General features: G+C 64.9%; 20 protein-coding genes and 2 tRNA genes. 2 read left to right on the plus strand and 20 right to left on the minus strand.

Going from position 1 to position 23000, the window contains the following annotated elements:
- Nucleotides 1-208 precede the first annotated feature (208 nt).
- The 16 genes from GT590_RS06530 to GT590_RS06605 form a co-directional block, all read right to left on the minus strand.
- Nucleotides 209-943 carry a molecular chaperone gene (locus tag GT590_RS06530; RefSeq protein WP_240129770.1) on the minus strand — a complete coding sequence of 245 codons (735 nt, stop codon included), beginning with the start codon at nt 941-943 and terminating at the stop codon, nt 209-211.
- Entirely contained in the window at nt 864-1322 is a 459-nt protein-coding gene (locus GT590_RS06535; protein WP_114516703.1) for a DUF4405 domain-containing protein, read from the minus strand. Before GT590_RS06535 ends, GT590_RS06530 begins: the two co-directional genes overlap by 80 nt.
- A 3-nt stretch (nt 1323-1325) precedes the next feature.
- Nucleotides 1326-1679, minus strand: coding sequence for a hypothetical protein (locus GT590_RS06540; RefSeq protein WP_114516704.1), 354 nt, complete (start codon nt 1677-1679; stop codon nt 1326-1328).
- Between the two features lie 60 nt (nt 1680-1739).
- Nucleotides 1740-2966, minus strand: coding sequence for an NrfD/PsrC family molybdoenzyme membrane anchor subunit (gene nrfD / locus GT590_RS06545; RefSeq protein ID WP_114516705.1), 1227 nt, complete (start codon nt 2964-2966; stop codon nt 1740-1742).
- 18 nt (nt 2967-2984) lie between these two features.
- Nucleotides 2985-3605: a 4Fe-4S dicluster domain-containing protein gene (locus GT590_RS06550; RefSeq protein WP_114516706.1), complete on the minus strand. Its 621-nt coding sequence runs from the start codon at nt 3603-3605 to the stop codon at nt 2985-2987.
- Between the two features lie 14 nt (nt 3606-3619).
- Nucleotides 3620-6088 carry a molybdopterin-dependent oxidoreductase gene (locus GT590_RS06555; RefSeq protein WP_114516707.1) on the minus strand — a complete coding sequence of 823 codons (2469 nt, stop codon included), beginning with the start codon at nt 6086-6088 and terminating at the stop codon, nt 3620-3622.
- A gap of 425 nt (nt 6089-6513) precedes the next feature.
- A complete protein-coding gene (locus tag GT590_RS06560) occupies nt 6514-7449 on the minus strand; it encodes a slipin family protein (protein WP_161170965.1) in 936 nt (311 codons plus the stop codon).
- Between the two features lie 3 nt (nt 7450-7452).
- Nucleotides 7453-7851 carry a GntR family transcriptional regulator gene (locus tag GT590_RS06565; RefSeq protein ID WP_021410118.1) on the minus strand — a complete coding sequence of 133 codons (399 nt, stop codon included), beginning with the start codon at nt 7849-7851 and terminating at the stop codon, nt 7453-7455.
- A gap of 48 nt (nt 7852-7899) precedes the next feature.
- Nucleotides 7900-8781, minus strand: a complete 882-nt coding sequence (gene nrfD / locus GT590_RS06570; RefSeq protein ID WP_114516708.1) for an NrfD/PsrC family molybdoenzyme membrane anchor subunit — start codon at nt 8779-8781, stop codon at nt 7900-7902.
- A 228-nt stretch (nt 8782-9009) separates the two neighbouring features.
- The gene (locus GT590_RS06575) at nt 9010-9885 is read right to left on the minus strand and encodes an adenine glycosylase (protein WP_114516714.1); all 876 of its coding nucleotides are present in this window, start codon (nt 9883-9885) and stop codon (nt 9010-9012) included.
- A complete protein-coding gene (locus tag GT590_RS06580; RefSeq protein WP_009608300.1) occupies nt 9876-10436 on the minus strand; it encodes an Rrf2 family transcriptional regulator in 561 nt (186 codons plus the stop codon). Before GT590_RS06580 ends, GT590_RS06575 begins: the two co-directional genes overlap by 10 nt.
- On the minus strand, nt 10436-11989 hold the full coding sequence (locus tag GT590_RS06585; protein WP_009608318.1) for a hypothetical protein: 1554 nt from the start codon (nt 11987-11989) through the stop codon (nt 10436-10438). The genes GT590_RS06580 and GT590_RS06585 overlap by 1 nt, the downstream gene beginning before the upstream one ends.
- A gap of 147 nt (nt 11990-12136) precedes the next feature.
- Entirely contained in the window at nt 12137-12856 is a 720-nt protein-coding gene (locus tag GT590_RS06590) for an HAD family phosphatase (protein WP_114516709.1), read from the minus strand.
- A gap of 52 nt (nt 12857-12908) precedes the next feature.
- Nucleotides 12909-14780, minus strand: coding sequence for an ABC transporter ATP-binding protein (locus GT590_RS06595; RefSeq protein ID WP_161170966.1), 1872 nt, complete (start codon nt 14778-14780; stop codon nt 12909-12911).
- Entirely contained in the window at nt 14777-16939 is a 2163-nt protein-coding gene (locus GT590_RS06600) for an ABC transporter ATP-binding protein (RefSeq protein ID WP_114549886.1), read from the minus strand. The genes GT590_RS06595 and GT590_RS06600 overlap by 4 nt, the downstream gene beginning before the upstream one ends.
- A complete protein-coding gene (locus GT590_RS06605; protein WP_009304608.1) occupies nt 16930-17421 on the minus strand; it encodes a MarR family winged helix-turn-helix transcriptional regulator in 492 nt (163 codons plus the stop codon). Before GT590_RS06605 ends, GT590_RS06600 begins: the two co-directional genes overlap by 10 nt.
- A 199-nt stretch (nt 17422-17620) precedes the next feature.
- Here GT590_RS06605 and GT590_RS06610 point away from each other — a divergent pair.
- A tRNA-Asp gene (locus GT590_RS06610) sits at nt 17621-17697 on the plus strand.
- A gap of 113 nt (nt 17698-17810) precedes the next feature.
- A tRNA-Asp gene (locus GT590_RS06615) sits at nt 17811-17887 on the plus strand.
- Between the two features lie 77 nt (nt 17888-17964).
- Here the strand turns inward: GT590_RS06615 and GT590_RS06620 are convergent.
- From GT590_RS06620 to rodA, 4 genes are read right to left on the minus strand one after another with little or no spacing between them, the layout of a single operon-like run.
- A complete protein-coding gene (locus GT590_RS06620) occupies nt 17965-18612 on the minus strand; it encodes a TIGR03936 family radical SAM-associated protein (protein WP_086414656.1) in 648 nt (215 codons plus the stop codon).
- On the minus strand, nt 18605-20614 hold the full coding sequence (locus tag GT590_RS06625; protein ID WP_114549885.1) for a TIGR03960 family B12-binding radical SAM protein: 2010 nt from the start codon (nt 20612-20614) through the stop codon (nt 18605-18607). The genes GT590_RS06620 and GT590_RS06625 overlap by 8 nt, the downstream gene beginning before the upstream one ends.
- Before the next feature lie 40 nt (nt 20615-20654).
- On the minus strand, nt 20655-21791 hold the full coding sequence (locus tag GT590_RS06630; RefSeq protein ID WP_114549884.1) for a YcjF family protein: 1137 nt from the start codon (nt 21789-21791) through the stop codon (nt 20655-20657).
- Nucleotides 21792-21805: 14 nt separating this feature from the next.
- Nucleotides 21806-22999 carry a rod shape-determining protein RodA gene (gene rodA / locus GT590_RS06635; RefSeq protein WP_009304612.1) on the minus strand — a complete coding sequence of 398 codons (1194 nt, stop codon included), beginning with the start codon at nt 22997-22999 and terminating at the stop codon, nt 21806-21808.
- Nucleotide 23000: the final 1 nt, after the last annotated feature.

Below are 23000 nucleotides of genomic sequence, written 5' to 3' on the forward strand. Positions count from 1 at the left end.
GCTCGACCATGCGCTCCGATCGCGGCGGGAAGCCCGGCGAGATTGGGCGCGAATCAGCCCCCATGACAATCTCGAGACCTGTTTTGCATGCCGTCCGATCAGGATCACGTGCAAAACCCCAGGTGGGTACTATTCAGCGAGCTCTCGTAACCTGATTCCGCCGTCAGGATTGCCATGGGTACCGTTTTGCGTCCAAAGCGTCGGAGGCCTACCCGACGAGCGCCCCCAGGTAGGCCGCCGCCGCGCGGTAGAAGGGATGGCGGGACTGGGCGGCCAGGCGCTCGGCGAAGGCTGGCATCCAGGCCCGGGCGTGCCCGGAGAGGAACCGCCCGTAGGCGGCCCCAGGGCTTCCGCCCGGAAGGTCGGCGTCGGCCGGGGCTCCCTCGGAAGCCGGGGCGCCGGCCGCGCGCAGGGCCAGGCGCTCGAGGAGCTCGCACTCGGTCGCGACGTGGTCGAGGGGCTCGTTGGTGCCCTCGGGGCGGCCGAGGCCGCAGGACCTCATGAAGCGCTCGACCTCCATGGAGCGGGGGTTCACGAACAAAAGCGGCTGCACCCCGTCGGCCTCTGCGGCCCACACGCCCTCGTAGGGCGAGCAGGCTGGCTCGGGCGCCCCGACGAACAGGCGCGTGGCCTCCGGGCGCAGGGCGCGCAGGAGCGCGTCGGCACCAGCAGGACCCGCGGTGTCGCAGCCGCCCTCGCCCGCCGCCGCGGGGACCTCCGCGGGCAGGCCCAGCGCTGCCAGGATCTCCCCCGCCGCCTCGTCCCACTCGCCGCCCGCCGCGGCCTCGGCCAGCTCCGAGCCCGGGTAGCGCAGGCTCAGCGCCGCGAGCTCCCAGGCGGCGGCGCGGGTTTGCCAGAGCTCGTCATTCACAGCCGCGTCCTTCATGCTTTTCCTTCCTCTTCTTGAAAACCTTCGCGAGCCAGGGCCAATGCACCGCGACATGCACGAGCATCAGAGCCAGCAACAGCTTTGCGGACATCGCGTGCAGCGGATCCCAAAAGTAGTAGCCGTCCGCGTACAGCCCCAGCGCCGGCAGCACCGCGCCCGACACCATGACCCCCGACACCATCACGACCATGACCACGGCGACAATGACGAGGTCGAGCACGGCGTTTCCCGTGCGCGCCCACGATAGACGCACAAACGACCCGCGCACGGCCTCAATCACCCAGTCGACGTGCATCGCAGCATGCACGAAAAAAATGACCGGCATGCCGAGGCCTAACCACTCATGGATGCCGATGCCCGTGACGGCCGGGTTCGCTGCCACCAGGTAGACGGCAAGGGCGGCGATGTCGATCGCCAGATTGCGCCTGTCCATCCCCTACCCCTTCCGCACGATCAGCACAAGGCCCACGACCAAGGCCACGGGCGCCAGAATCCACAGGTTCAGGCTCGCGTCGGACGCCTGATGGTAGCGCGTGGCCAGCGTGTCCCAAGCGTGGCACTCGACAGACGCACACCCCGCCTCGGGGCACGCCATCTCGTGGACGCCGTCGGGCTCGGGCACGTCGTCGAAACCGTGACACGACCCCGATGCGCACCCGACGGCCGGGCACGGGGAATCAACCTCGACGGCTCGGATGCCGGTCGCGGGATCGGCGGCGATTCCGACCGCGAACACGCAGGCTCCGACAACGGCGAACGCCGCGAGCGTTATGAGGAATCTCCGAACCATGGCTCACCTTCCGCAATCGAAGAAGCGGGGATCCGGGGCGCCGGATCCCCGTCTGGCAGGCTAATGCGAGCGCTCGGTCGGCTTGAGGGGCAGGAACTTGAGGCCCACGAGGAGCATCAACGCCCCCAGCCCGAAGACGCCCAGCACGATCCCGAATTCCATCGGCGTCGGCCAGTACACCATGCCCTGGTAGGCGCCCGCCATGCCCGACGTCCAGTCGGTCACCGTGTACTGCGTCATGGGACCGGCGTAGTCCAGGTTCGGAATCTGGAACCCGCCCACCAGCAGCTGCACGCGCTTGCAGAAGATACCGGCGATAGCCAGCAGCGACGCGACCACGATGAGCGGGTTCGTGCGCAGCTTCGGAGTAAAGGCGATCACGGCGGTGGCGGCGCAGCCCAGCACCTCGATCCAGAAGAAGGGCGCCAGCGCTCCGGTGGTCAGCATGGCCACGATATCGGCTCCCGACCCGGCCGGGAAGCCCTCGGTGAGCAGGTCGCAGCCGAAGAAGTACAGGTCCACGCAAACGAACACGCCGAGGAGCTTGAGCATCTTGACGACGTGCTTCTGGTCGAGCTCCAAATAGCCCGCCTTGCGCAGCGCGATGACCACGACGAGCACGAGCGCCACGCCACACACCAGCGCCGAGGACACGAACCACGGGGCCAGAAGGGCGGTGTGCCACATCTCGCGACCCTGCTGCAGCCCGAAGATCCATGCGGTCACGCTGTGCACGAGGATGGCCGTGATCAGCGCGATGGTGGAGATCACGCGCAGCGATACGGCCGAGCCCTTGCCCGACTCGTAGCGCAGCATGGCCCACAAATACACGATGGAAAGGACGAGGTACGTTGCCAGCACCGCGATGTCCCACATGAGCGGCGAACCCAGGTTCGAGTACGCGAACAGCTCCCACAGGCGCAGCGGCTGGCCGAGATCCACGACCACGAATCCGATGGCCAGCACTGTGCAGCAGATCGAGGTCCACACGGCCACCTTCGAGATGCCGCCGAACCCCTCGACCCCCAGCACGCGCGGCGCGCTCGAGATGATCAGCCCGCCGGCCGACAGGCCCACCAGGAACATGAACATGGTGATGTAGAGCCCCCAGGAATCGAAGTTGCGCATGCCCGTCTGCACGAGGCCGCCGGACAGCTGCATGCCCCAGAGCACCAGCCCCGCGACGGTGAGCACGGCGGCAACCGCGATGCCGATGTTGAGCCCCTTGCCCCCGAATCTGGCAGCAGGAACCTTGGCGGCAGGCGCCGCCGAAGCGTTATCAGTCATGATTGTTCTCCTCTCGCCCTAGACGAGGTAGTAAACAGATGGTTTGGTATCCTTCTCGGGAAGCAGCTGCATCACCTTGCGCTCGCGAATGAGCTTGGACACCTCGGACTCGGGGTCGTCGAGATCGCCCCAAACGCGTGCGCGCGCAAGACAGGTTTTCACGCACATAGGATCTTCGCCTTTCGCAAGCCTATGCCAGCAGAACGTGCATTTTTCAACCGTGTGCTTCTGATGCTCGGGAACATCCGCATCTCCGCTATCGAAGCCGATGTAGTGCGCCGGCTCCTCCCAGTTGAACGAACGCACGCCAACGTACGGACACGCCGCCATGCACATACGACAACCTATGCATTTGTCGTAATCCTGACGCACCACTCCGGTATCAGGGTCTTTGTACGTAGCGCCCACGGGGCATACTTTCACGCAGGCGGGATTCTCGCAATGCTGGCAAGCGACGGTGATATAGCTCATGGTCGCATCGGGGAACGTCCCTTCTGGCGTGTCCATCGATTCCCCGCCCTTGGTCAGAACCCTGTTCCACCACGTACCCTCTGGCAGGTTGTTTTCAATACGACACGATACTGAACAGGTATGACAGCCAATACAGCGCTTCGTGTCGATTGCGAATCCGTATCTCATAATATGCCTCCTCCTTACGCCTTCCTGAAATCGACCAACGCGTCATAGGGTGAAGCAGCCGACGGATACGGATCCATCTTCGGCTGAGACATCTCCTGGTAGCCTCCGGCCACAAATGCAGAACGCGGCCAACCCTTGGGTATAGACACGATGCCAGGCGCTATCGACTCATCCACAAGGCACTTCAGAACGCAATGGCCGCGATCGTTGAAGACCTCGATCAAGTCGCCGGACGCAACGCCTCGTTCCTCTGCATCCTTCCCGTTGACCTTGGCTAACGGCTCTGGATCGAGTTCGCGCAATATCGGTACCCTATCCCACTGCGTATGCACGCGGAAGCGCGAGTGTTCCTGCAGATACACCAGGGGGTATTTTTCGCGCAAAGGATTGTCGATGCCCACTTCCTCGGGTTCGCGATAGTAGACCACGCGCTCGTTAGCGATGCGATCCGACAAATCCTGTCCATAGTCTAAGCGAGGAACCGGTTTCTCCATATACAAACGAACGAGACCCTTTTCGGTCGAGAGCGGCTCGTTCACTCCCGTTATGTACGTCCCTCCAGGTTCACCAGTTGTCTGGATCACTTTTTCCTCACGAAGGCGCTCGAGCGTCACGTTCTTCGCCTTCGATGCGGCGTTGCTGAAAAGAATGCTGGTCAAGCTCTCGAAATCGAGATCCTTGGGGAACGATTGTTCGAATCCCAATGCTCGACCCAACAACCCGGCAATCTCGCTGTCGGATTTGCTTTCATACAAAGGCTCGATGGCCTTTTCTTGAAGGATGGTGTAGGGGTTGTTGTATCCAGCGCGAACATCCTCGACCTCGTACCACGAAGTGGCCGGAAGAACCATGTCGGCGCAGAGAGCGGAATCCGTCATCTCCATATCAACGACCACATAGTAATCGAGACTCGGCAGCAGCTTCTCATAAAAATCGCGCTGACCGGGGAAATTGCTGGCAGGGTTAGCGCAGTACGAGATCATCACCTTGATAGGGAACGGCTTGCCGTTCAGCTTCCCCGTCGATGCCGTCTCCGCGATGATTCCGTAAGGAATCACGCCATTAAGCTGTTTGTACTCCTTGGTAATCCACATGCTCGTCGTATCCGGAGAATACCGCGTCGTGAACACGCCCGTGAAACCGGCGCCCTTCTTCATGAGGTTGCCCGTCAAAGCCATGAGGATCGCGATCGACCAGGTGTTCAGATACCCGTTCATGTAATGGTCAAGACCATACGTGATGTTCACCGAAACAGCCCTTTCGGAGGCGAAGCGCTCGGCAAAATCCTCGATGAAACCCTCCTCGAGCCCGGTAAGACGGCTCGCCTCAGTGACGGAGTAGTCCTTCAGCTGGCGCAGCAACAGGGTGAGGGCCGTTTCCACCTCGATTCCGTCCTTGGTGACGAACGATCCCTCGAATGCAGGCTCCTGAGCCTCTCCATAAAGCGCGATGTCTTCCGTTGCAAGATCCCACACATAGAAGTCATCGACAGGCTTTTTGGTTTCAGGGTCGACGGGAACCTCCTCGTAGTCGCTCTTTCGCAGGAAAAGACCTGTATCCTTGCGAACGAGGAAAGGCGCATCCGATTTAGTTTTGATGAAGTCCCAGTCGACGAGATCCTCCTTGACGATATGGGCGCACATCGCCAATGCAAGATATCCGTCATGGCCGGGATTGACGCGTATGAATTCATCAGAACGATGGGCTGTTGCGGATTTAATGGGATCGATGGTGATGACCTTCGTACCGTTTTCTTTCGCCCATTGTATCCACCGCCAGCTGTGAGGATGGGTGAACACCGGATTCGTGCCCCACACGACCACCATAGATGCGTCCATCACGCTGTTCGGCTCGTTGCAGTAACGCCAATCGCCCGTGCCGAGCACGCGATCAATGCCATGGCCTGCGGCGTAATCGTAGCAAGCAGCAGTCTTGACGCCACCGATGCAAGCCGACAAGCGCGGGAACAGACCGTATATGCCGTTGACGTATCCGTAATTGCCGGAAGCAGCGTCGAACACGATCGACGACCCGCCGTACTGATCGATAGCGGCCTGCATGTGCGAGGCGATCTCCTGAATAGCCTCATCCCAGCTAACTCGCTCCCATTCACCTGCGCCGCGCTCGGTGCCCTCTACACGACGCATGGGATATTGAATTCTCGTTTGACTGTAAATGCGCTCGACATACGAAAGCCCCTTCAAGCAACAGCTTGTATACCCAGGCTCTGGATAATCACCAGGTTCGAGCTTAACGAGCCTCCCGTCTCGAACATGCGCCAAAAGGCGACACGACCCCATGCAGTTTGAACGGCAATTGCAGTTGAATATCTCGTCTTGCACGATAGTCGCATCTGTTTCGGCAATAGCTGAAGCATAGGGAACGAGCGACGATCCGACAACTGCAGCACCTGCAGCAGCGCCTGTCGTTTTGAGAAAACCCCGGCGTGTCAGTCCGCGATGTGGACTGCTTGTTCCTGACATTACTCCTCCTCAAAAGATCGTGTCAGAATATCCCCTTTGCGGATGGTGTCGGGAAAACGGCTCGACGAGCAGGCGATCCAACGCGCAACGCCCCGAACCCCTCGTACCCAAGCGCAATCTTATCGGATATCCCCTGGTTACTCCTGATAAGAATTGGCCAAATCCTCATATTTGTCATGTTATCATATTGTTATAGTTCAATGCAATTATATGAACTATCCTATCTAGGGGATAATGAATGCAGGGCATCTTGCGGCTGACACGATGAGGCGCTCGACAAGCGAGCGCCTTCGCATGGCAAACGGCCGCGACGTTATCGGTTGGCACCGCACGGGATCCTTCGACTGCGCGGCTCCGCCGCTCCGCTCAGGATGACAAAAGAACGAGCCGTCAACCCCGTCCCCTCGTCCCGCCGTCCCTCCGCCTCATTCTCCCTTGAACAGCTTGCTCACGTCGAAGCCGTCGGCCAGGCTGCTAGGCGCGAGCAGGATGCCCTTGCCGTCCTTGGCGCCCTCGTAAGCCAGGTTCATCGCGCGCAGCTGCATGGCCTTGGGGTTCTTGTCGTACACCTCGGCGGCCTCGACGAACATCTCGGAGATGTCCTTCTCCACCTCGGCCAGGATGACGCGCGCGTTGCGCTCGCGCTCGGCCTGGGCCTCCTTCGACAGCGCGTCCTGCAAGCCGCGCGGCACCATGATGTCGCGGATCTCCACGCTCATGACCGTGATCCCCCACTGCTCGCACTTCGCGCCCATCACCTCCTGCAGCTCGCGGTCGATCTGCTTGCGGCGCATCGACAAATCCGCCAGGTTCAGCTGGCCGATAGCGTCGCGCATGGCCGTCTGCGCCGACCACAGCACCGCCTTCGGGTAGTTCTCCACCTCGAGGCACGCCTTCTCGGCGTCCCACACCATCCAGAAGAGGATGGCGTCCACGTCCACCGGCACCAGGTCGGCCGTCAGCGCCACCTCGGCCGAGAACGACGAGGTCATCACGCGATGGTCGATATGAATGGCCGTGTACTCGGCGAACGGGACGAGCACGTACAGCCCCGGCCCCGCCACGCGGTTGAAACGGCCGAAGCGCAGCACCGTCACGCGCTCCCATTGCGGCGCGACGCGGATGCAGCTGGCGCACACCAGGCCCGCGGCGACGGCGGCGACCGCCGTCCACACCGACAGCCACGGCAGCGTCGCCGCGAACACGACGCCGAACCCCAGCGCGAACATCACGAGCGCGAACAGGTACACGCCCGCCCTCGTCGCCTCGTTCGGCTCCAGCTCGGTGGACGCCACCGATCGGCGGTCGTCGTCCTTGACCTTCGACGTCTTCGATTTCTCGCTTCTCAGGCTGAACTTCATACCCTACCCTTCCAACGTTTCGAGCCGGCTCTCCACGAGGGCCACGATGTCCGCGCGCGGCACGCCCAGCTCGCGGCATTGCTGAATGAACGCGTCCGCCAGCGACTCCGCCGCGTTGTCGGCCGTCTCGCTGGCGTTTCGGTACTTGTCGTGCACGAAGGTGCCACGGCCGCGCTTCGAGACGATGTAGCCGTCCCGCTCGATGTCCTGGTACACCTTGCTCACCGTGTTGTAGTTGATCCCCAGGTCCACCGCCATCTCCCGCACGGTGGGAAGCTTGTCGCCCGTGGCGTAGTACCCCGAGGTGATCAGGTAGATCAGGCGGTTGCGCAGCTGCAGCCAGATAGGGATGCCGCTGTCGTCGTCGATGGTGATCTGTATGGTTTTGCTCTCAGTCGTCACGCTGTCCTGCAATCATGTCGTCGAAGTCATACCTGCGTTGCCCCCTCATCATATCGCACCGAGCGCAAGGGGCGTGAAGCTCGCCGCGGCCACGATGCAATATCGCAGAAGAAGTCCACCGGCCAGCACGCCCAGCGACGACGCCATCATGGCGGCTCGCCCAGGCAGCAGGCGCCCGACCGCATGCAAAGCGAGCGGAACCGCCAGCCCGACCGCGCATACGCCGACCCAGAACGTCAAAGCCAGCGACCCGGCGAGCAAGGCCTCGCACGAGGCCCGCGCCGTCTGGGTGTACCCGCTCTGCACGGCCAGAAACGCGACGAGTACGGCGGCCTCGATGCAGCCGAGCACCGCGCCCGCACCCCATGCGACGCGCGACACTTCGCACGACGGCGGCGAGAGCGCCGCGTCGAGCCCCACGATCACCGCTGCGCCGCACGACAGCGACGACGCCATGAACAGCGCGATCAGCCAAGGCGTATGCCAGAAGTCGATGGACACCATGTCCGACAGAAGCAAGCCGGTGTACCCCATCACCCCGAGCGCGCACGCGCCGCCGAGCACGCAGCACGTCCAAAGCGCCGCCCGCGGCACCTCGCTCGCAACCAGCGCCCACACGGCCAACGCGCCCGACACCGCCGTCAGCAGCGCCACCAGCCACGCGCCCACCGACAGCACGGATTGGAACGGGGTGAAGACCACGAGCCATACGCGCTCGACGTTGCCCAGGTCCAGCAGCAAGAACATCCCCGCCAGCGCCATGAGGCAGGGCGCGGCGTAGAAACCCGCTTGGCAGGTGCGCGCCAGCTTCTCGCTGGCGTCGCTTCTGCGCACGGCGTCCCACACGCACGCGCAGGCCGCCGCGAAGAACGCGCCGGCACCCGCCCCCGCGAGGAACAGGTACGCCACGATGTACCAGCCGAACACCACCGCACTCCCCCTACAGCGCCGCCATGCGCCGGCCCGACCGCAGCAGGCGCTCTTCCGTCAGTATATCATAGGATATTAGTTCAAGTGAGAGTGCGCGTGCGTTACCAAACCCGTTGATTCTTGCCACGCTCCTGAACAGGCGATACGCACCATATCCCCTGTTCAGACTCTTGTGAGAACATGGACAAAACCAACCGTTTTGGTAATTTCCCAAGCACGCAGGACGGCTCAGGCGAAGAACGCGCCGCCCTCTCGGCGGAAGAAGCCTTCGGACACGAGGTCGGCCACGATGGACTCGAACGTGGCCGCGTCCACGCCGTCGCGCCCGGCGGCGCGCTCGAAGGCGTCGAGGCGCTCGGCCAGCTCGTCGGCGCCGATGCCCGGCTCGGCCAGCACGACGCGCACGAGCTCGGCGCGCTTCTGCCGCCGCGAGCCCTCGAAGGCCGACTGGCGCGCGTAGTGGGCGCTGCGCCGCGAAGGGTTCGCCACGAGCGTCTTAAGGTGCGCGCCGTAATCGAGCAGCGCGTAGTACCAGGCCCGGGCGTCGTCCTCAGGACAGGTGGACGCAACAAGCGGCGCCAGCTCGCGGTCGGAAACCTTGTCGCGGTCGGGGAACAGCTCGTGCAGGAACACCGTGCGCACGTTCGTCTCGATGTACACGGAGGGGCGGTTGTAGGCGAACGCCATAACGCCCGCCGCCGTGGCCGGACCGATGCCCGGAAGCGTTTCCAGCTCCTCAGCCGTGTCGGGCAGCAGCCCTCCCCGCTCGGCCGAACACGTCTCGGCCGCCCGCTTGAGCGCAAGCGCACGGCGGTTGTACCCCAGCCCCTGCCACTGCGCCAGCACGTCTGCCGTGCCCGCGGCGGCCAGGGAGTCGACGGTGGGAAACAGCGACAGGAAGCGTGTCCAGTGCTTCTCGACGCGAGCCACCTGAGTCTGTTGCAGCATGACCTCGCTGACCAGCACGGCGTACGGGTCGTCGATGTAACGCCAGGGCAGGTCGCGATGCAGCCGAGCGCCCTCGCGGCGCACAAGCTCCACGAACTCGTCGCGCCCGAGCGCCTCGGACGGCCACGCAATCGAGCCGGAACCCGCTATGCGCACGATTCGCACGCGCTCGCGTCGTCGGCGTCGGGAGCCTCCGCGGCAATGCGCGGCGTGGGCGCGGCGCATTGCGCAGCGCAGCGGACGGCGGCCGGAACCGCGTCTGCGTCCTTCGCCTTCGCCATAGCGGCTTCCACCACCGGATGCGACGCCCCCTGCTCGATGAGGTCCTTGAGCGTGATAGCGCCGAAGTAGGCGTTCAGCAGCCGATCGGCTCCCTGCCACAGCTTGTTGTAGGCGCAGTCCTTCTGTTTGTCGCAGTAAGCGGGATCCATCACGCACAGCGAGATGCTCACCGGCCCCTGAACCGCCTCGAGCACTTCCAGCAGGGTCACGGCGGCCGGATCGCAGTTGAGCGCGAGCCCGCCGCGGGCGCCGCGCACCGTCTTGATGAGCCCGCCCTTCACCAGATCGTGCTGGATGCTGCGCGCGAAGGCGTAGGGAATGTCCTCCTGCTCGGCGATGTCGGACACCGACACGTAGGAATCCCCGCTCTTGTAGGCGGCCCTCAGTATCCGGCAGGCGTAGTCGCAGCGGCGCGTGACGTCCATTAGTTTCCCTCTTCCCCGTCGAGCAGGTCTTCCAGATGCTCCAACTCGCGCCTGAAGTCGTTCACGACCGCCTCTTCGAGCGCGCGGTACTCGTCGGAATCGAGCGGCTGGTAAGCCGCCAGCTTGTCGTACAGGTTGTCCGCCGTCACCGGCAGGTAGCGGCGCGCGACGAGGCTGGCCTTGTAGGCCTCCTCGATGGCCTCGCGGGCGGCCATGTACATGTCGTAGCGCGGCATCTGCGCCGAGTAGCGCACGAGCGACGCGCGGTCGATGCCTCGCAGCGACGGATGCTCGCGGGCTATCTCCATCCAGATGTCGTCGCGCTCGGACACCGTGGGGAAGTCGATGTCGATCACCGACAGCGGCTCCAGGAGGTCGAAGAAGAACGGATCGATCTCCCCCGCCTCGGACGACGACGCCAGCACGAACACGTCGGGGTTCTCCACCGCCGAGCGGATGAGGCTGATGGCCTCGCGCGCGCCCCGCGACAGGCTGGCCATGATGAACCCGCCCAGATCGTCGCCAGCCGACTCCACCATGGGCGACATCCACAGATCCAGGTCCTCCAGCATGAGCACGCCAGCGCCCTCGAAGGCGTTGCGCGCCGCGTTGAGCTTCGGCTGGCGGTCGGCCTGCGCCATGACGCACAGCACCGGCATCCCCTGAAGGTTCTCCTCCATGTGCATGCGGATGGCCGGCAGCCCCAGCTCGCCCAGCGTGGCCGCCATGAATCGGTTCGCGTCCTCGCGCGCCGGAGAACGGAACAGCAGCGCGTCGGAGGCCGGCATGCGGTCCAGGCCGTGGCGCGCATTCAGCAGCTCCACCAGCTCTTGGAAGCGCTCGTCGTGCTGCATGCCCACCCCGAAGTCGCGCATGAGCTTCACGGTCTCGTCGTAGCCCACGAGCTCGCGATACGTTATGTTCTCGAGGGACGACACCACCGCATGAGCGTCGGCATCGTCGCCGCATGCCTGGATGGCCTCGGCGAGCGACTTCTGCACCTCGGAGACGGACGGGGCCTTTTCGCCCTCCTCGCCGCCCTCGTCCGCCGCAGCGCTCTGAGCGGCCTGCGGCGCAGCCTCGGCGACGCACGCCGAAGACGGCTCGGTGACGTGCTCCACCCGCATGAGGCGCGCGGCATCGAAGCCCAGGAAGTCCTGGGAGATCATGTCGGTCATGTCCTCCAGGTCCTCGCGCGAAAGGCCGTACTCCTCCAGCTTGTCGAGCGCGAGGCTCTGCAGCTGCTCGGCGCAAGCCGCGGCCTCGTCCGAGGACAGGTAGGGCTCGAGGCGCTCGAACGCGTATTCGGCGATGGAGCGCTCCTTGAGCTTGCAGGCCAGCTGCCAGGCCTGCTTCAGGCCCTCGAGCGCCGCTTCGTCGACGGCGGAGCCTTCGCCGTGCTGCGCTCGCTCGAACGCCGCCAGGTACAGATGCATGCCGAGGACCGCGTCGCCCGAAGCGCACGCCTGGGAAGCGAGCCGCAGGTACTCGGTCGAGGAATTGCTATGCTCGTCGTTCTGGCTGGGCGAGCTGTTCGCATCGTTCTCAAACATGAACCCAACCTCCTTTTCGATGTGATCGCACGTCGCGAGAAAATGACTATGTCCAGGTCACATTTTACCCAAGAAGAAAGCCCCCGCATAGGTCGAACCGCAAAAACCCCAAAACGTAAGCAACCCGAAGGGTATGAGCGCAAGGCTCTACCAGTCGAGGATCTCCCAGCCCTTTTCGCGCGCGGTGCGGGCGAGCGGCCGATCGGGCGACACGGCGCGAGGGTGCTCCGCGGCCGACAGCACGGCGCGGTCGGAATGATGGTCGCCGTACGCGTAGGCGAGCTCCCAGTTGCCCGGCCCGAAACGGCTATCGCCGAAGCGGCGCACGGCGGCCAGCTTCTCCTCCCCCTCCACCGGCAGGCCCTCCACCGCGCGGGTGTAGGTGCCGTCGGTGGCCACGCTCATGCGCGTGGATATCTGGTTGTCGAACGGATGGTGCTCCATGGCGCGCAGGATGATAGGCTCGAACGTGGCCGAGATGACCACCACGGTGTCCCCCGCCTCGGCGTGGGCGCGCATGGCGGCATCCGCCTCGAGCCTGAACAGCGGCGCGATGCGCTCGTCGTAGAACTCGGCGAGGAAGGCGTCCACCTCGGCGGCGGGCTTGCCCTCGAACGCCGTGAACACGAGGCCGCGCACGGCCGCCTCGTTCTGCGGCAGGCGCAGCTTGTAGGCGGCCGCCCACAGAAGGATGCGGAAGACGACTCGCTTCTTCAGCATCTTGCGACGCAGAAGGTGGCTGACCAGCAGCACGGGCGAGTTGCCCGCGATGCTGGTGCCGTCGAAGTCGAACACGGCAAGGCGCGCCTTGCTTTCAGGCGCGCCTTGCATCTGCGCTGATGCGCTCTCAGTTCCCGTTGCGGGCATACGTCGCTGTTCCCATTCCCTGAGCGAGGGGGCGAAGACGCGCCCGTATGCGCTAGTCCTCCACCTCGTCAATCGTCTCGGTGAACTGAGAATTATACAACTCCGCGTAGAAACCGCCAAGCGCCAGCAGTTCCTCGTGCGTGCCCTGCTCCACGATGTCGCCGTCGCGGATGACGAGGATGAGATCCGCGCTCTTGATGGTGGACAGGCGATGCGCGATGACGAACGAGGTGCGCCCGGCCATGAGGTTGTCCATAGCCTTCTGGATACGCTCCTCGGTGCGCGTGTCCACCGAGCTGGTGGCCTCGTCGAGGATGAGCATGCGGCGGTCGGCCAGGATGGCGCGCGCGATGGTCAGCAGCTGGCGCTGGCCCTGGCTGATGTTGCTGGCGTCCTCGTTGATCTCGGTGTCGTAGCCCTGCGGCAGCGTCTGGATGAAGTGGTTGACGTAGGCCGCCTTCGCCGCCGCCTCCACCTCCTCGTCGGTGGCGTCCAGCTTGCCGTAGCGGATGTTGTCGCGGATGGTGCCGTGGAACAGCCACGTGTCCTGCAGCACCATGCCGAACAGGCTGCGCAGATCGTCGCGCGCGAAATCGCGGATGTCCGTGCCGCCGATCTTGATGCAGCCCGACTGCACGTCGTAGAAGCGCATGAGCAGCTTGACCATGGTGGTCTTGCCGGCGCCCGTGGGGCCGACCAGCGCGACGGTCTGGCCTTCCGACACCTGGGCCGAGAAGTCCTTGATCACCGGCTTCTCCGGATCGTAGCCGAAGCGCACGTGGTCGAACTGCACGTTGCACTCCACGTCGGCGGTACGGGCGGTCGCATGGTCGGGCTCCTCCTCGGGCGCGTCGAGGAACTCGAAGATGCGCTCGGCGGCCGCGGCCATCTGCTGCAGCACGTTGGACACCTGCGTGAGCTGGGTGATGGGCTGCGTGAAGTTCTTCACGTACTGGATGAACGCCTGGATGTCGCCCACCGTGATGATGCCCTGCACGGCCAGGAAGCTGCCGGCGATGGCGACGGCCACGTAGCCCAGGTTGCCGACGAACGTCATGATAGGCTGCATGAGGCCGCTGAAGAACTGCGACTTCCACGCCGACCCGTACAGCTTCGCGTTCGTCTCGTTGAAACGGTCGACCGTGCCGTCCTCGCGGTTGAACGCCTTCACGATGGCGTGACCCGAGAACGTCTCCTCCACGATGCCGTTGATCTTGCCGAGCGTGCGCTGCTGCGCCACGAAGTACTTCTGCGAGCGCTTCACCACCACCATGATGAGCACGATGGAAACCGGAAGAATGACCACGGTGATCAGCGTCATGAGCGGGTTGATGGACAGCATCATGATGAGCACGCCGACGATGGTGGTCACCGACGTGATGAGCTGGGTGACGCCCTGGTTCAGGCTCTGGCCCAGCGTGTCCACGTCGTTCGTGATGCGCGACAGGGTGTCGCCCACGCTCGTGCGCTCGAAGTAGCCCATGGGCATGCGGTCGATCTTGTCGGCGATGGCGCCGCGCAGCTGGTAGCACGTGCGCTGCGAAACCGAGCTCATGATCCAGCCCTGCACGAACGAGCATGCCTCGGACAGCAGGTACAGGCCCAGCGTGAACACGAGGATCCGCGCGATCGCGTCGAAGTCGATGCCGCCCGAGCCGTCGATCTTCGCCACGATGCCGTTGAACAGCTCGGTAGTGGCCGTGGACAGCACCTTCGGCCCCACGATGTTGAAGATGGTGGAGCCCACGGCGAATACGAGCACCACCACGATGGCCGCCTTGAAGCGACCCATGAAGGCGATCAGCTTGGCAAGCGTTCCCTTGAGGTTCTTCGGCTTCTCGCCGGGCATCATGCGCCCGCCGGGACCGTGGCCCATGGGTCCGCGGCGAGGTTCCTGCGCCTGGGCGTTCTCCTGCGCGCTCATGCCGCATCACCTCCGTTCAGCTCGGCTTCCGACAGCTGGGACATCGCGATCTCCCGATACTCCTCGCAGGTTTCCATCAGCTCCTCGTGCGTGCCCTGGCCCACGATGCGGCCGTCGTCCAGCACCACGATGCGGTCGGCATGCAGCACCGTCGAGATGCGCTGCGCCACGATGACCACGGTCTTGCCGCCCAGGCGCGTGTGCAGCTCCTGGCGCAGCGCGGCGTCGGTCTTGTAGTCGAGCGCCGAGAAGCTGTCGTCGAACAGGTAGGCGCGCGCCTCGGTGGCCAGCGCGCGGGCGATGGCCAGGCGCTGGCGCTGGCCGCCCGACACGTTCGAGCCGCCTTGCGACACGCGCGTGCCCAGGCCTTCCTCCTTCGAGGCGACGAACTCCGACGCCTGGGCGATGTCGACGGCCTCCCTGATGCGGTCGACGGACATCCCCTCGTCCGCGTAGGCCACGTTCGACTCGATGGTGCCTGAGAACAGAAACGCCTTCTGCGGCACGTAGCCCAGCTGCTCGCGCAGCGCCTGCTGCGTGACGTCGCGCACATCCACGCCGTCGATGGTGACCGAGCCCTCCGTCACGTCGTAGAAGCGCTCGATGAGCTTGATGACCGTCGACTTGCCCGATCCGGTGGAGCCGATGAGCGCCGTGGTCTTGCCGGGCTCGGCCGTGAAGTCGATGTGCTCGAGCACGCATTCCTTCGAATCGCCGTAGCGGAAGCTCACATCGTTGAAGGCGATGGTCGCGCCCTCGCCCGAGCGGCGCAGCTCGGCGTCGCGGGCCTTGTCGGCGGCCGGGTCGCAGATGGTGGGCTTTGTTTCCAGCACCTCGTTCACGCGCTGGGCCGCCACGTCGGCGCGCGGCAGCATGATGGAGATCATGCCGATCATGAGGAAGCTCATGATGATGACCATCGCGTAGGTGATGAACGCGATGAGGTCGCCCGTCTGGATGGTGCCGTTGTCGATGTAGCTGCCGCCCACCCATACGATGAGCACCGACACGCCGTTCATGATGAGCATCATCAGGGGCATCATGAACGTCATGACGCGGTTCGTGAACAGCTGCGTCTTCATGAGCTTGGTGGAAGCCTCGTCGAAGCGCTTCTCCTCGTAGGGCTGGCGGTCGAACGCGCGGATGACGGGCAGGCCCGTGAGGATCTCGCGCGACACGAGGTTCACGCGGTCGATGAGGGTCTGCATGATCTGGAACTTGGGCAGCGCCACGCGCATCAGCACCATGATGAGCACGAAGATGACCGCCACGGCCAAGATGATGATCCAGCTCATGGCGAGGTTCGTGCGCGAAACCATGATGATGCCGCCGATGGCGAGGATGGGCGCGTACAGCACCATGCGCAGCAGCATGACGGTGACCATCTGCACCAGCTGGATGTCGTTCGTGCCGCGCGTGATGAGCGAGGCGGCCGAGAAACTTTGCACCTCGGCGTCCGAGAACGACACCACGCGGCGGAACAGCTTCGAGCGCAGCGTGGCGCCCACCTTCGCGGCCGTGCGCGAGGCGATGAAGCCCACGAGCACGGCGGCGACCATGCCGAGGGCGGCAAGCCCCAACATCAAAAGGCCGATGCGCACGAGGTAGCCCATCTGCATGTCGGACAGATTGTAGCCGAGCGACTCGTACTCAGCCTTGGCGGCGGCGATGGCCTGCTGGTCGACGATGGAGTCGCCCATGTCCCCCATATGCTGCTTGGCCTCGTCCAGCATATCGAGGATCTTCTGCTTGTCGATAGCGCCGGCCTCGTAGGCCTGCATCACCTGGTCGAGGTCGAGGTCGGGGATCTGGCTGGAATAATGGATGGCAACCAGCGGCAGGGCCACCATGCGGTCGAGCTCCTCCTGCTCCTTCTTGCCCTGGTCGTTGAGCTTGTACGTGCCGTCGTCCGTCTCGGTGTAAGCGTCGCGGAACGTCTGCTCGTCGTCGACCGGAAGCATCATGGCGATCTCGTCATGGGTCTTGGCCGTCATCTCGTCGGTGGCCGCATGCTCCACGCCGGACTGCTGGATGCCCACATCGACGATATCGGACGTGTAGTGCGGCAGCGCCAGGTCGGTGAACGCCTGCACGACGAGCAGGCACACGATGAGCAGCACGGCCACCTTGCAGTTCTTCAGATAGCGAATTATGCGCACGGCGCCTCATCTCCTTCCGCGCGGCTCTTGCACGTCGCCTCAGGATCCAGCTCGTGGAACTCGACCACTTTGCGCAGGATGCGAACGAGATGCCGCATGTCCTCGATACCCACGTGCTCCATGACCGCGTCCATGTGCTCGTCGCGCAAACGTCTGCCCTCGGCGGCGAAGCGCTCGCCCTCTTCGGTGAGGCTTACCGACACGGCGCGGTAATCGCCGCTTGCGCGGTGCCGCTCGATGAGGCCCTTCTCCTCGAGGGTCTTGAACGTCTGGGACAACGCGCTCGGCGTCGTGTGCGTCAGCTCCGCGACGCGACCCGGCCTGACGTCCTCGCACGTATGCTGAAGAGCGCTGACCGTCATCATCGTGCGCGCCTCGGACGGCGTTACGCCCTCGGGCGTTGGCGGCGTGAACCGCTCGCGCCGTGAGCGCTGCATAAGCTCGTACAGCTCGCGTTTCGTCTCATTGAACGAATCCGTCATCTCATCTTCCTTGCCTTCGATTCCTGTCGTATACAATTTAGTCGCTAAACTTTATCACTACTGTGAAATTTCACACCAAAATGTTTCCCTCATCACAGAACCTGCATGCGAACCCGGCGCACGCTTTCCCGAACTTTTTCAAATTGGGGTATTGCGCGAATCGGCGACACCCGGTAATATATTCCGCGCTGCAAAGCACGGGGTGTTAGCTCAGTTGGTTAGAGCGCCGGCCTGTCACGTCGGAGGTCGCGAGTTCGAGTCTCGTACATCCCGCCATCTGAATGCTAAGAACCCGCTTCGGCGGGTTCTTTTCGTATCGGGGAAATTCGTCATAATAATGATTGCACAGCGAAGGTTCTTCCGGTAGAATAACTTTCGCTGCAAAGCACGGGGTGTTAGCTCAGTTGGTTAGAGCGCCGGCCTGTCACGTCGGAGGTCGCGAGTTCGAGTCTCGTACATCCCGCCATCTGAATGCAGAAAGCCCGCCGATCGGCGGGCTTTTTTCTTGCTCGAAGCGGGCGCGGAAGATGCGGCCCCTCCCCGTCAGCGGGCGGCGCGCTGTTCGGTGCGCATGACCGACAGCACGCGCAACGGCGCGGCGCCTTCGGGGGCTACGGCATCGGCAGCTTCGCAGCACGCGCGCAGCAACACGTCGGGACGTAGCGAGCCCGTCGGCTTCGATTCCAGCGAGAACGTGACCACGGCGCCGGACAGCTCCAGCTCCCCCACGAGGAAATCGGCCGTGCACAGCACCTTCTCCTTCTTCTTGCGCACCACCGTAACTTCGTCTGGCACCGAAAAGGTTGTGGGAGGGTGCGACAGCAGCGCGCGGTAGACGGCGATAGGGTACGCCGCCGATGCGGCCGGCGCGTGCGGCTCGATGTAGTCGCACGCCTTCACCATCAGGTCGGGCACGCTTGCGCGCTGCAGCGCCTCGAGCGCCTCGTCGACAGGCACGTAGCGCGTCATCTGCAGGTCTGCCAGCTCGTGCGTGCCGCCCACACCCACGGGCAACGCCGCGCCGAACGCGATCTTCATATGGGGCGAGAAGCCCTGGCTCACTGCGAACGGCAGGCCTGCGCGGCGCACCGCGCGCTCGAGGGCGCGCGCCACTTCGAGATGAGACAGCATCGCCAGGCGTCCCTGCTTGCAGAACGTCATGCGCAGACGGAACAGGTTCGGATCAGGCATGGGTCGCCTCCTTTCCGGCGCCTTCGCGCCGCGCGGGATCCTTCGTCTCGCTTCGCTCTCCCAGGATGACGGAGGAGGCGTCGGCTTCGCCGCTTCGTCCATGACGGCACGAGGGCTCGACCGCGTTCGAGCCGGACGCCACGCGGGGCTGGGCCAGCTCGTTGTCCACCCCGAGCGTCGGGCACGCGCCGCAGGCCGAGCAGTTCTCGAACGTGCAGTCGGGCGTCGTGCGGCCCTCGTCGGCCAAGCGGCGCTCGCGCGCCAGCCACCGCGTCGACACGCCGGTGGAGATATGCTCCCACGGCATGACGCGGGTCGTGGGATACGCCGTCTGCGCGATGGCGGCCGGGTCGATGCCCACCTCGTCCGCCGCCTCGCGCCAAGCGGCCTCTGCGAAGCACTCGGTCCACGCGTCGAAGCGCGCGCCTCGGCGCCAGGCGGTCTCCACCCACGCGGCGGCCTCGCGCCCCGCGCGGCTCATCACGGCCTCCACGAAGCTGGTGGCCGGATCATGCCAGTGCACGTCCACGGCGCGGTACTTCACCGAGTTGCGCAGCAGCTGCACGCGCCGCAGCGCCTCCTCGGGCGGGATCTGCCCGTCCCACTGGAACGGCGTCTGCGCCTTCGGCACGAACAGCGCGCACGACACGCTCATGCGCAAGGATCCGCGCTGCTCGGGAGGCGTGGCGGCCTTCATGCGGTCGTAGGCTCGCTGCGCGAGGCTCGCGATGCCCTTGATGTCGTCGTCGGTCTCGGTGGGAAGGCCTATCATGAAGTACAGCTTGCAGCGGCGCCACCCCGCCTTGAACGCGGCGTCCAACGCGCCGAACAGGTCGTCTTCGGTGACGTTCTTGTTGATGACGTCGCGCAGGCGCTGCGTGCCCGCCTCGGGCGCGAACGTGAGGCCGCCCTTCTTCTGGCCGGCCACCAGCTCGGCCATATCCACGCCGAACGAGTCGAGGCGCTGCGAAGGCACCGAGATGCGCACGCCCTTCCCGTCGCAGGCGCGGTTGATGCGCGTGAGGATAGAGGCGATCTGCGAGTGGTCGGTGGACGACAGCGACGTGAGGCTGACCTCGTCGTAGCCCGTCTCGGCCAGGCCTTGCACCACCGATTCCACCACGTTGTCGGCCGAGCGCTCGCGCACGGGGCGGTACATCATGCCCGCCTGGCAGAAGCGGCAGCCGCGGGCGCACCCGCGCAGGATCTCGACGTTCAGCCGATCGTGCACCACCTCGGTGAACGGCACGATGCACGGCTCCCAGCCAGGGCTTTCCGCGAAGCCCTCGAACAGGCTCTTCTCGATGCGCAGAGGCAGGCCCTCTTCCAAAGGCTCGATCCACGAGCCCGCTTCCTGCGCCTCGTCCTCGGCGCGCCAGCGGTACAGCGACGGCACGTACCAGCCCGGCTCGTCGGCCAGCGCGCGCAGGATGTCGGCGCGCGCAGCGCCCTCGGCGCGCAGGCGGCGGACGACGGCCAGGCCGCGCGGCAACGCCTCCTCCCCTTCGCCGATGCTGAACGCGTCGAAGAACGGCGCGTAGGGCTCGGGGTTGTAGGCGCAGGGGCCGCCCCCCACCACGAGCGGGTCGCTTTCGGCGCGCTCGTCTGCATGCAGCGGGATGCCTGCCAAATCGAGCGTCTCAAGCACGTTCGTAGCCGCCAGCTCGTGCGGCAATGTGATGCCCACGGCGTCGAACTCGGCGAGCGGCGCGCAGCTCTCTATGCTGAACAGCGGGATGCCCTCGGCGCGCAGCGTGTCGCACATGGCGGGCGCAGGAAGAAACGCGCGCTCGGCGGCCATCCCGTCGACGGCGTTCACCACGTTCACGAGGATGCGCAGCGCCTGGTTCGCCTGCCCCAGCTCGTAGGTATCGGGATACACCATGCAGAAGCGGAAGTCCGCTTCGGGCTTGTACACGCAGCCGAACTCGTGGTTGAGGTAGCGCGCGGGGCGCTCCGCAGCGGCGAGCAGCGGCTCCAGACGCGGCCAGAGATCCGTCATCGAACTCGTTTCCCTTCTTCGGTTTGCTTTAGCGGGAGAATCAGCGGACTTTGCCGGAAGCGAAGCGCGTGAAGGCGGCATCGCGCACCCCGCCGGCCGCCTGTGCCGCGCGCCCGGCGCGGTCGCGCACGGCGTCCATGGCCTTCGCCCCGGTCGCCTGCGCCTTCTGCGCAGCGCGCTTCGCGGCGGCCTGCACCACCTTGTCGCGCGCCGCGGCCACGGCGTCGGTGAGCTTGCCCAGCGTGGCTCCGTCCTCGTAGTACTCGATGGCCGCGCGCCCCATGGCGACGGTGCCCGTGTAGCCGATGGCGGCTTTCACGGCCCAGCCGAGCGCGGGTACGAACGCCACCAGCTGGCGCGCCACCGCGCGGCAGGCGAACGCGCCGCCCACGAGGGCCGCAAGCTCCTTCACGCGCTCCATGTTGAGCTCTTCTCCGTACGCGGCGGCAATCATGAGCAGCATCTTCGCTTGGTTGAGCGTCATGACCGGCATGTCGGCGCCCGGAATGATGACCAGCAGACCCACGCCCGCGTTCTGCAGCGCCGTGGAGTTCACGGCTTCCAGCGACAGGGGCTTGCGCACGAACGGGAACGCCAGCGCGAACGCGAGGCGCTTGTCGTTGCACGCGGCGATCACCCAGCCGCCCATGCGCTCGCTGAGCGAGCCGACGGCGGCGGCGTCGAGAGCGTACGGCTCGTTCGGCGAACCGGCGCCCAGAGCCTGCACGGCCTCGGCGCCGCCCGCAGCGGCATCGGGCGCCGGCAGCACAGCCGGCTCGGCCTTGGGGGGCTTGGGGAAGACGAGGTCGCCCTGCGGGATGGGCGCGCCCTGCGCCTTCGCGATGTCGGCCACGAGGGCGGGCAGCGTGGTGACCACCATCACGGGGACGCCCGCCGCGCGAACTTGCGCCGCGTACTCCCCCACCTGCTCGTTCAAACCCGCCACGATGACGGCCATGTCGTCGCCCGAGAACGGCGTGAACGGGCGGCCGTCGAGGTACATGAGCGACACGCGGGCGTGCGGCGACGCGCTGGCGAACGCTTGGCGCACGTGCGCCTGCACGTCGCCCGGCGCGCTGTCGTCGAGGTAGACGCTCACCGACAGCGTCGTGCGACGCGCCTCGTCGATGTTGGTGGCTTCGTCGATAACCGCTTTGATGTCAACGGGTAGCTGCATAACCGCCCCTTTTCCTAGCGTTGCTTCTGGATGTTGTGAGTCCATACCGAGCCGATCATGCCGAGCATGATGAAGTTCATCACCATGCCCGTCGCTCCGTAGCTCACGAACGGCAGGGGGATGCCCGTGATGGGCATGAGCCCGCAATCCATGCCGATGTTTTCAAGAATCTGGAACAACCACATGCCGACGACGCACATGACGATGGTCATGCCGAACAGATCGCTCGAAGCGCCGGCAATGCGAAAGCTTATCAAAACCAGGCCGGCATACAAGGCCAGCAGCGCCATTACACCTAAAAACCCCAGTTCCTCGGCCAGCACGCAGAAGATGAAGTCAGTGGGAGCCTCGGGCAGGATGCCCAGCGTATGCTGCGTTCCCTGGAACAGGCCTTTGCCGAACAGGCCGCCCGACCCGATGGCGATCTGAGCCTGCTTGAGGTTGTAGCTCTCGCCCGTGGGGTCGATGTCGGGATCGAGGAACACGAGCAGGCGGTTGCGCTGATATTGCTTGAGCAGCTTGTACTCGCCGGTGGAGTTGTAGATGATCTGGTCCACGACGAACACGGCGATGACGGCCGCAACGAAGGCCGCGAGGGTGATCAGCAGGTACTTCGGACGCGCACCGCCTACCACGAGGGCGACCGCGCCGATGCATAGGTACACCAGGCCCGTGCCCAGGTCGGGCTGCGTCATGATGCAGGCGAACGGCACCAGCATGAGGCCGAGCGCCTTGACGTACTCGCGCGGGTCGTCCAGCCTGCCGCCGTAGCGCGCCATGATGCTGGCGTCCAGCAGGATGACCGTGATCTTGGCGAACTCGCCCGGCTGGACCTGTATGCCCAGCTTGAGCCACGACTGCGCGCCCATGCCCGCGTCGGTTCCCAGCCCCGGTATGTGGGGCGAGAGGATGAGCGCCACGTTGACGATGAGGAACAGCATGGTGAAGTCCGACAGGCGGCGGTAGTCGAACCTCCAGACCAGCACCATGAACACGATTCCCAACGCGACGCCCGCCAGCTGGTTCGTGAACGAGTAGTCGCGGTCGTTGGCCACGGCCGACATCACGACGACGAGCCCGTACGACACCAGCAGCGCCACCACGAGGATGAACGGGATGTTGAGCCACGGGAAGCGTCGCGCGCGCGTGGCCTGCGCCACGATCTTGTCGGGCGCTTTCACTGAATCGATCTGCGGTAGCTGCGGCATA

Origin of the sequence: Eggerthella sp. BIOML-A1 (assembly GCF_009875595.1) — a bacterium.
GTDB lineage: Bacteria > Actinomycetota > Coriobacteriia > Coriobacteriales > Eggerthellaceae > Eggerthella > Eggerthella lenta.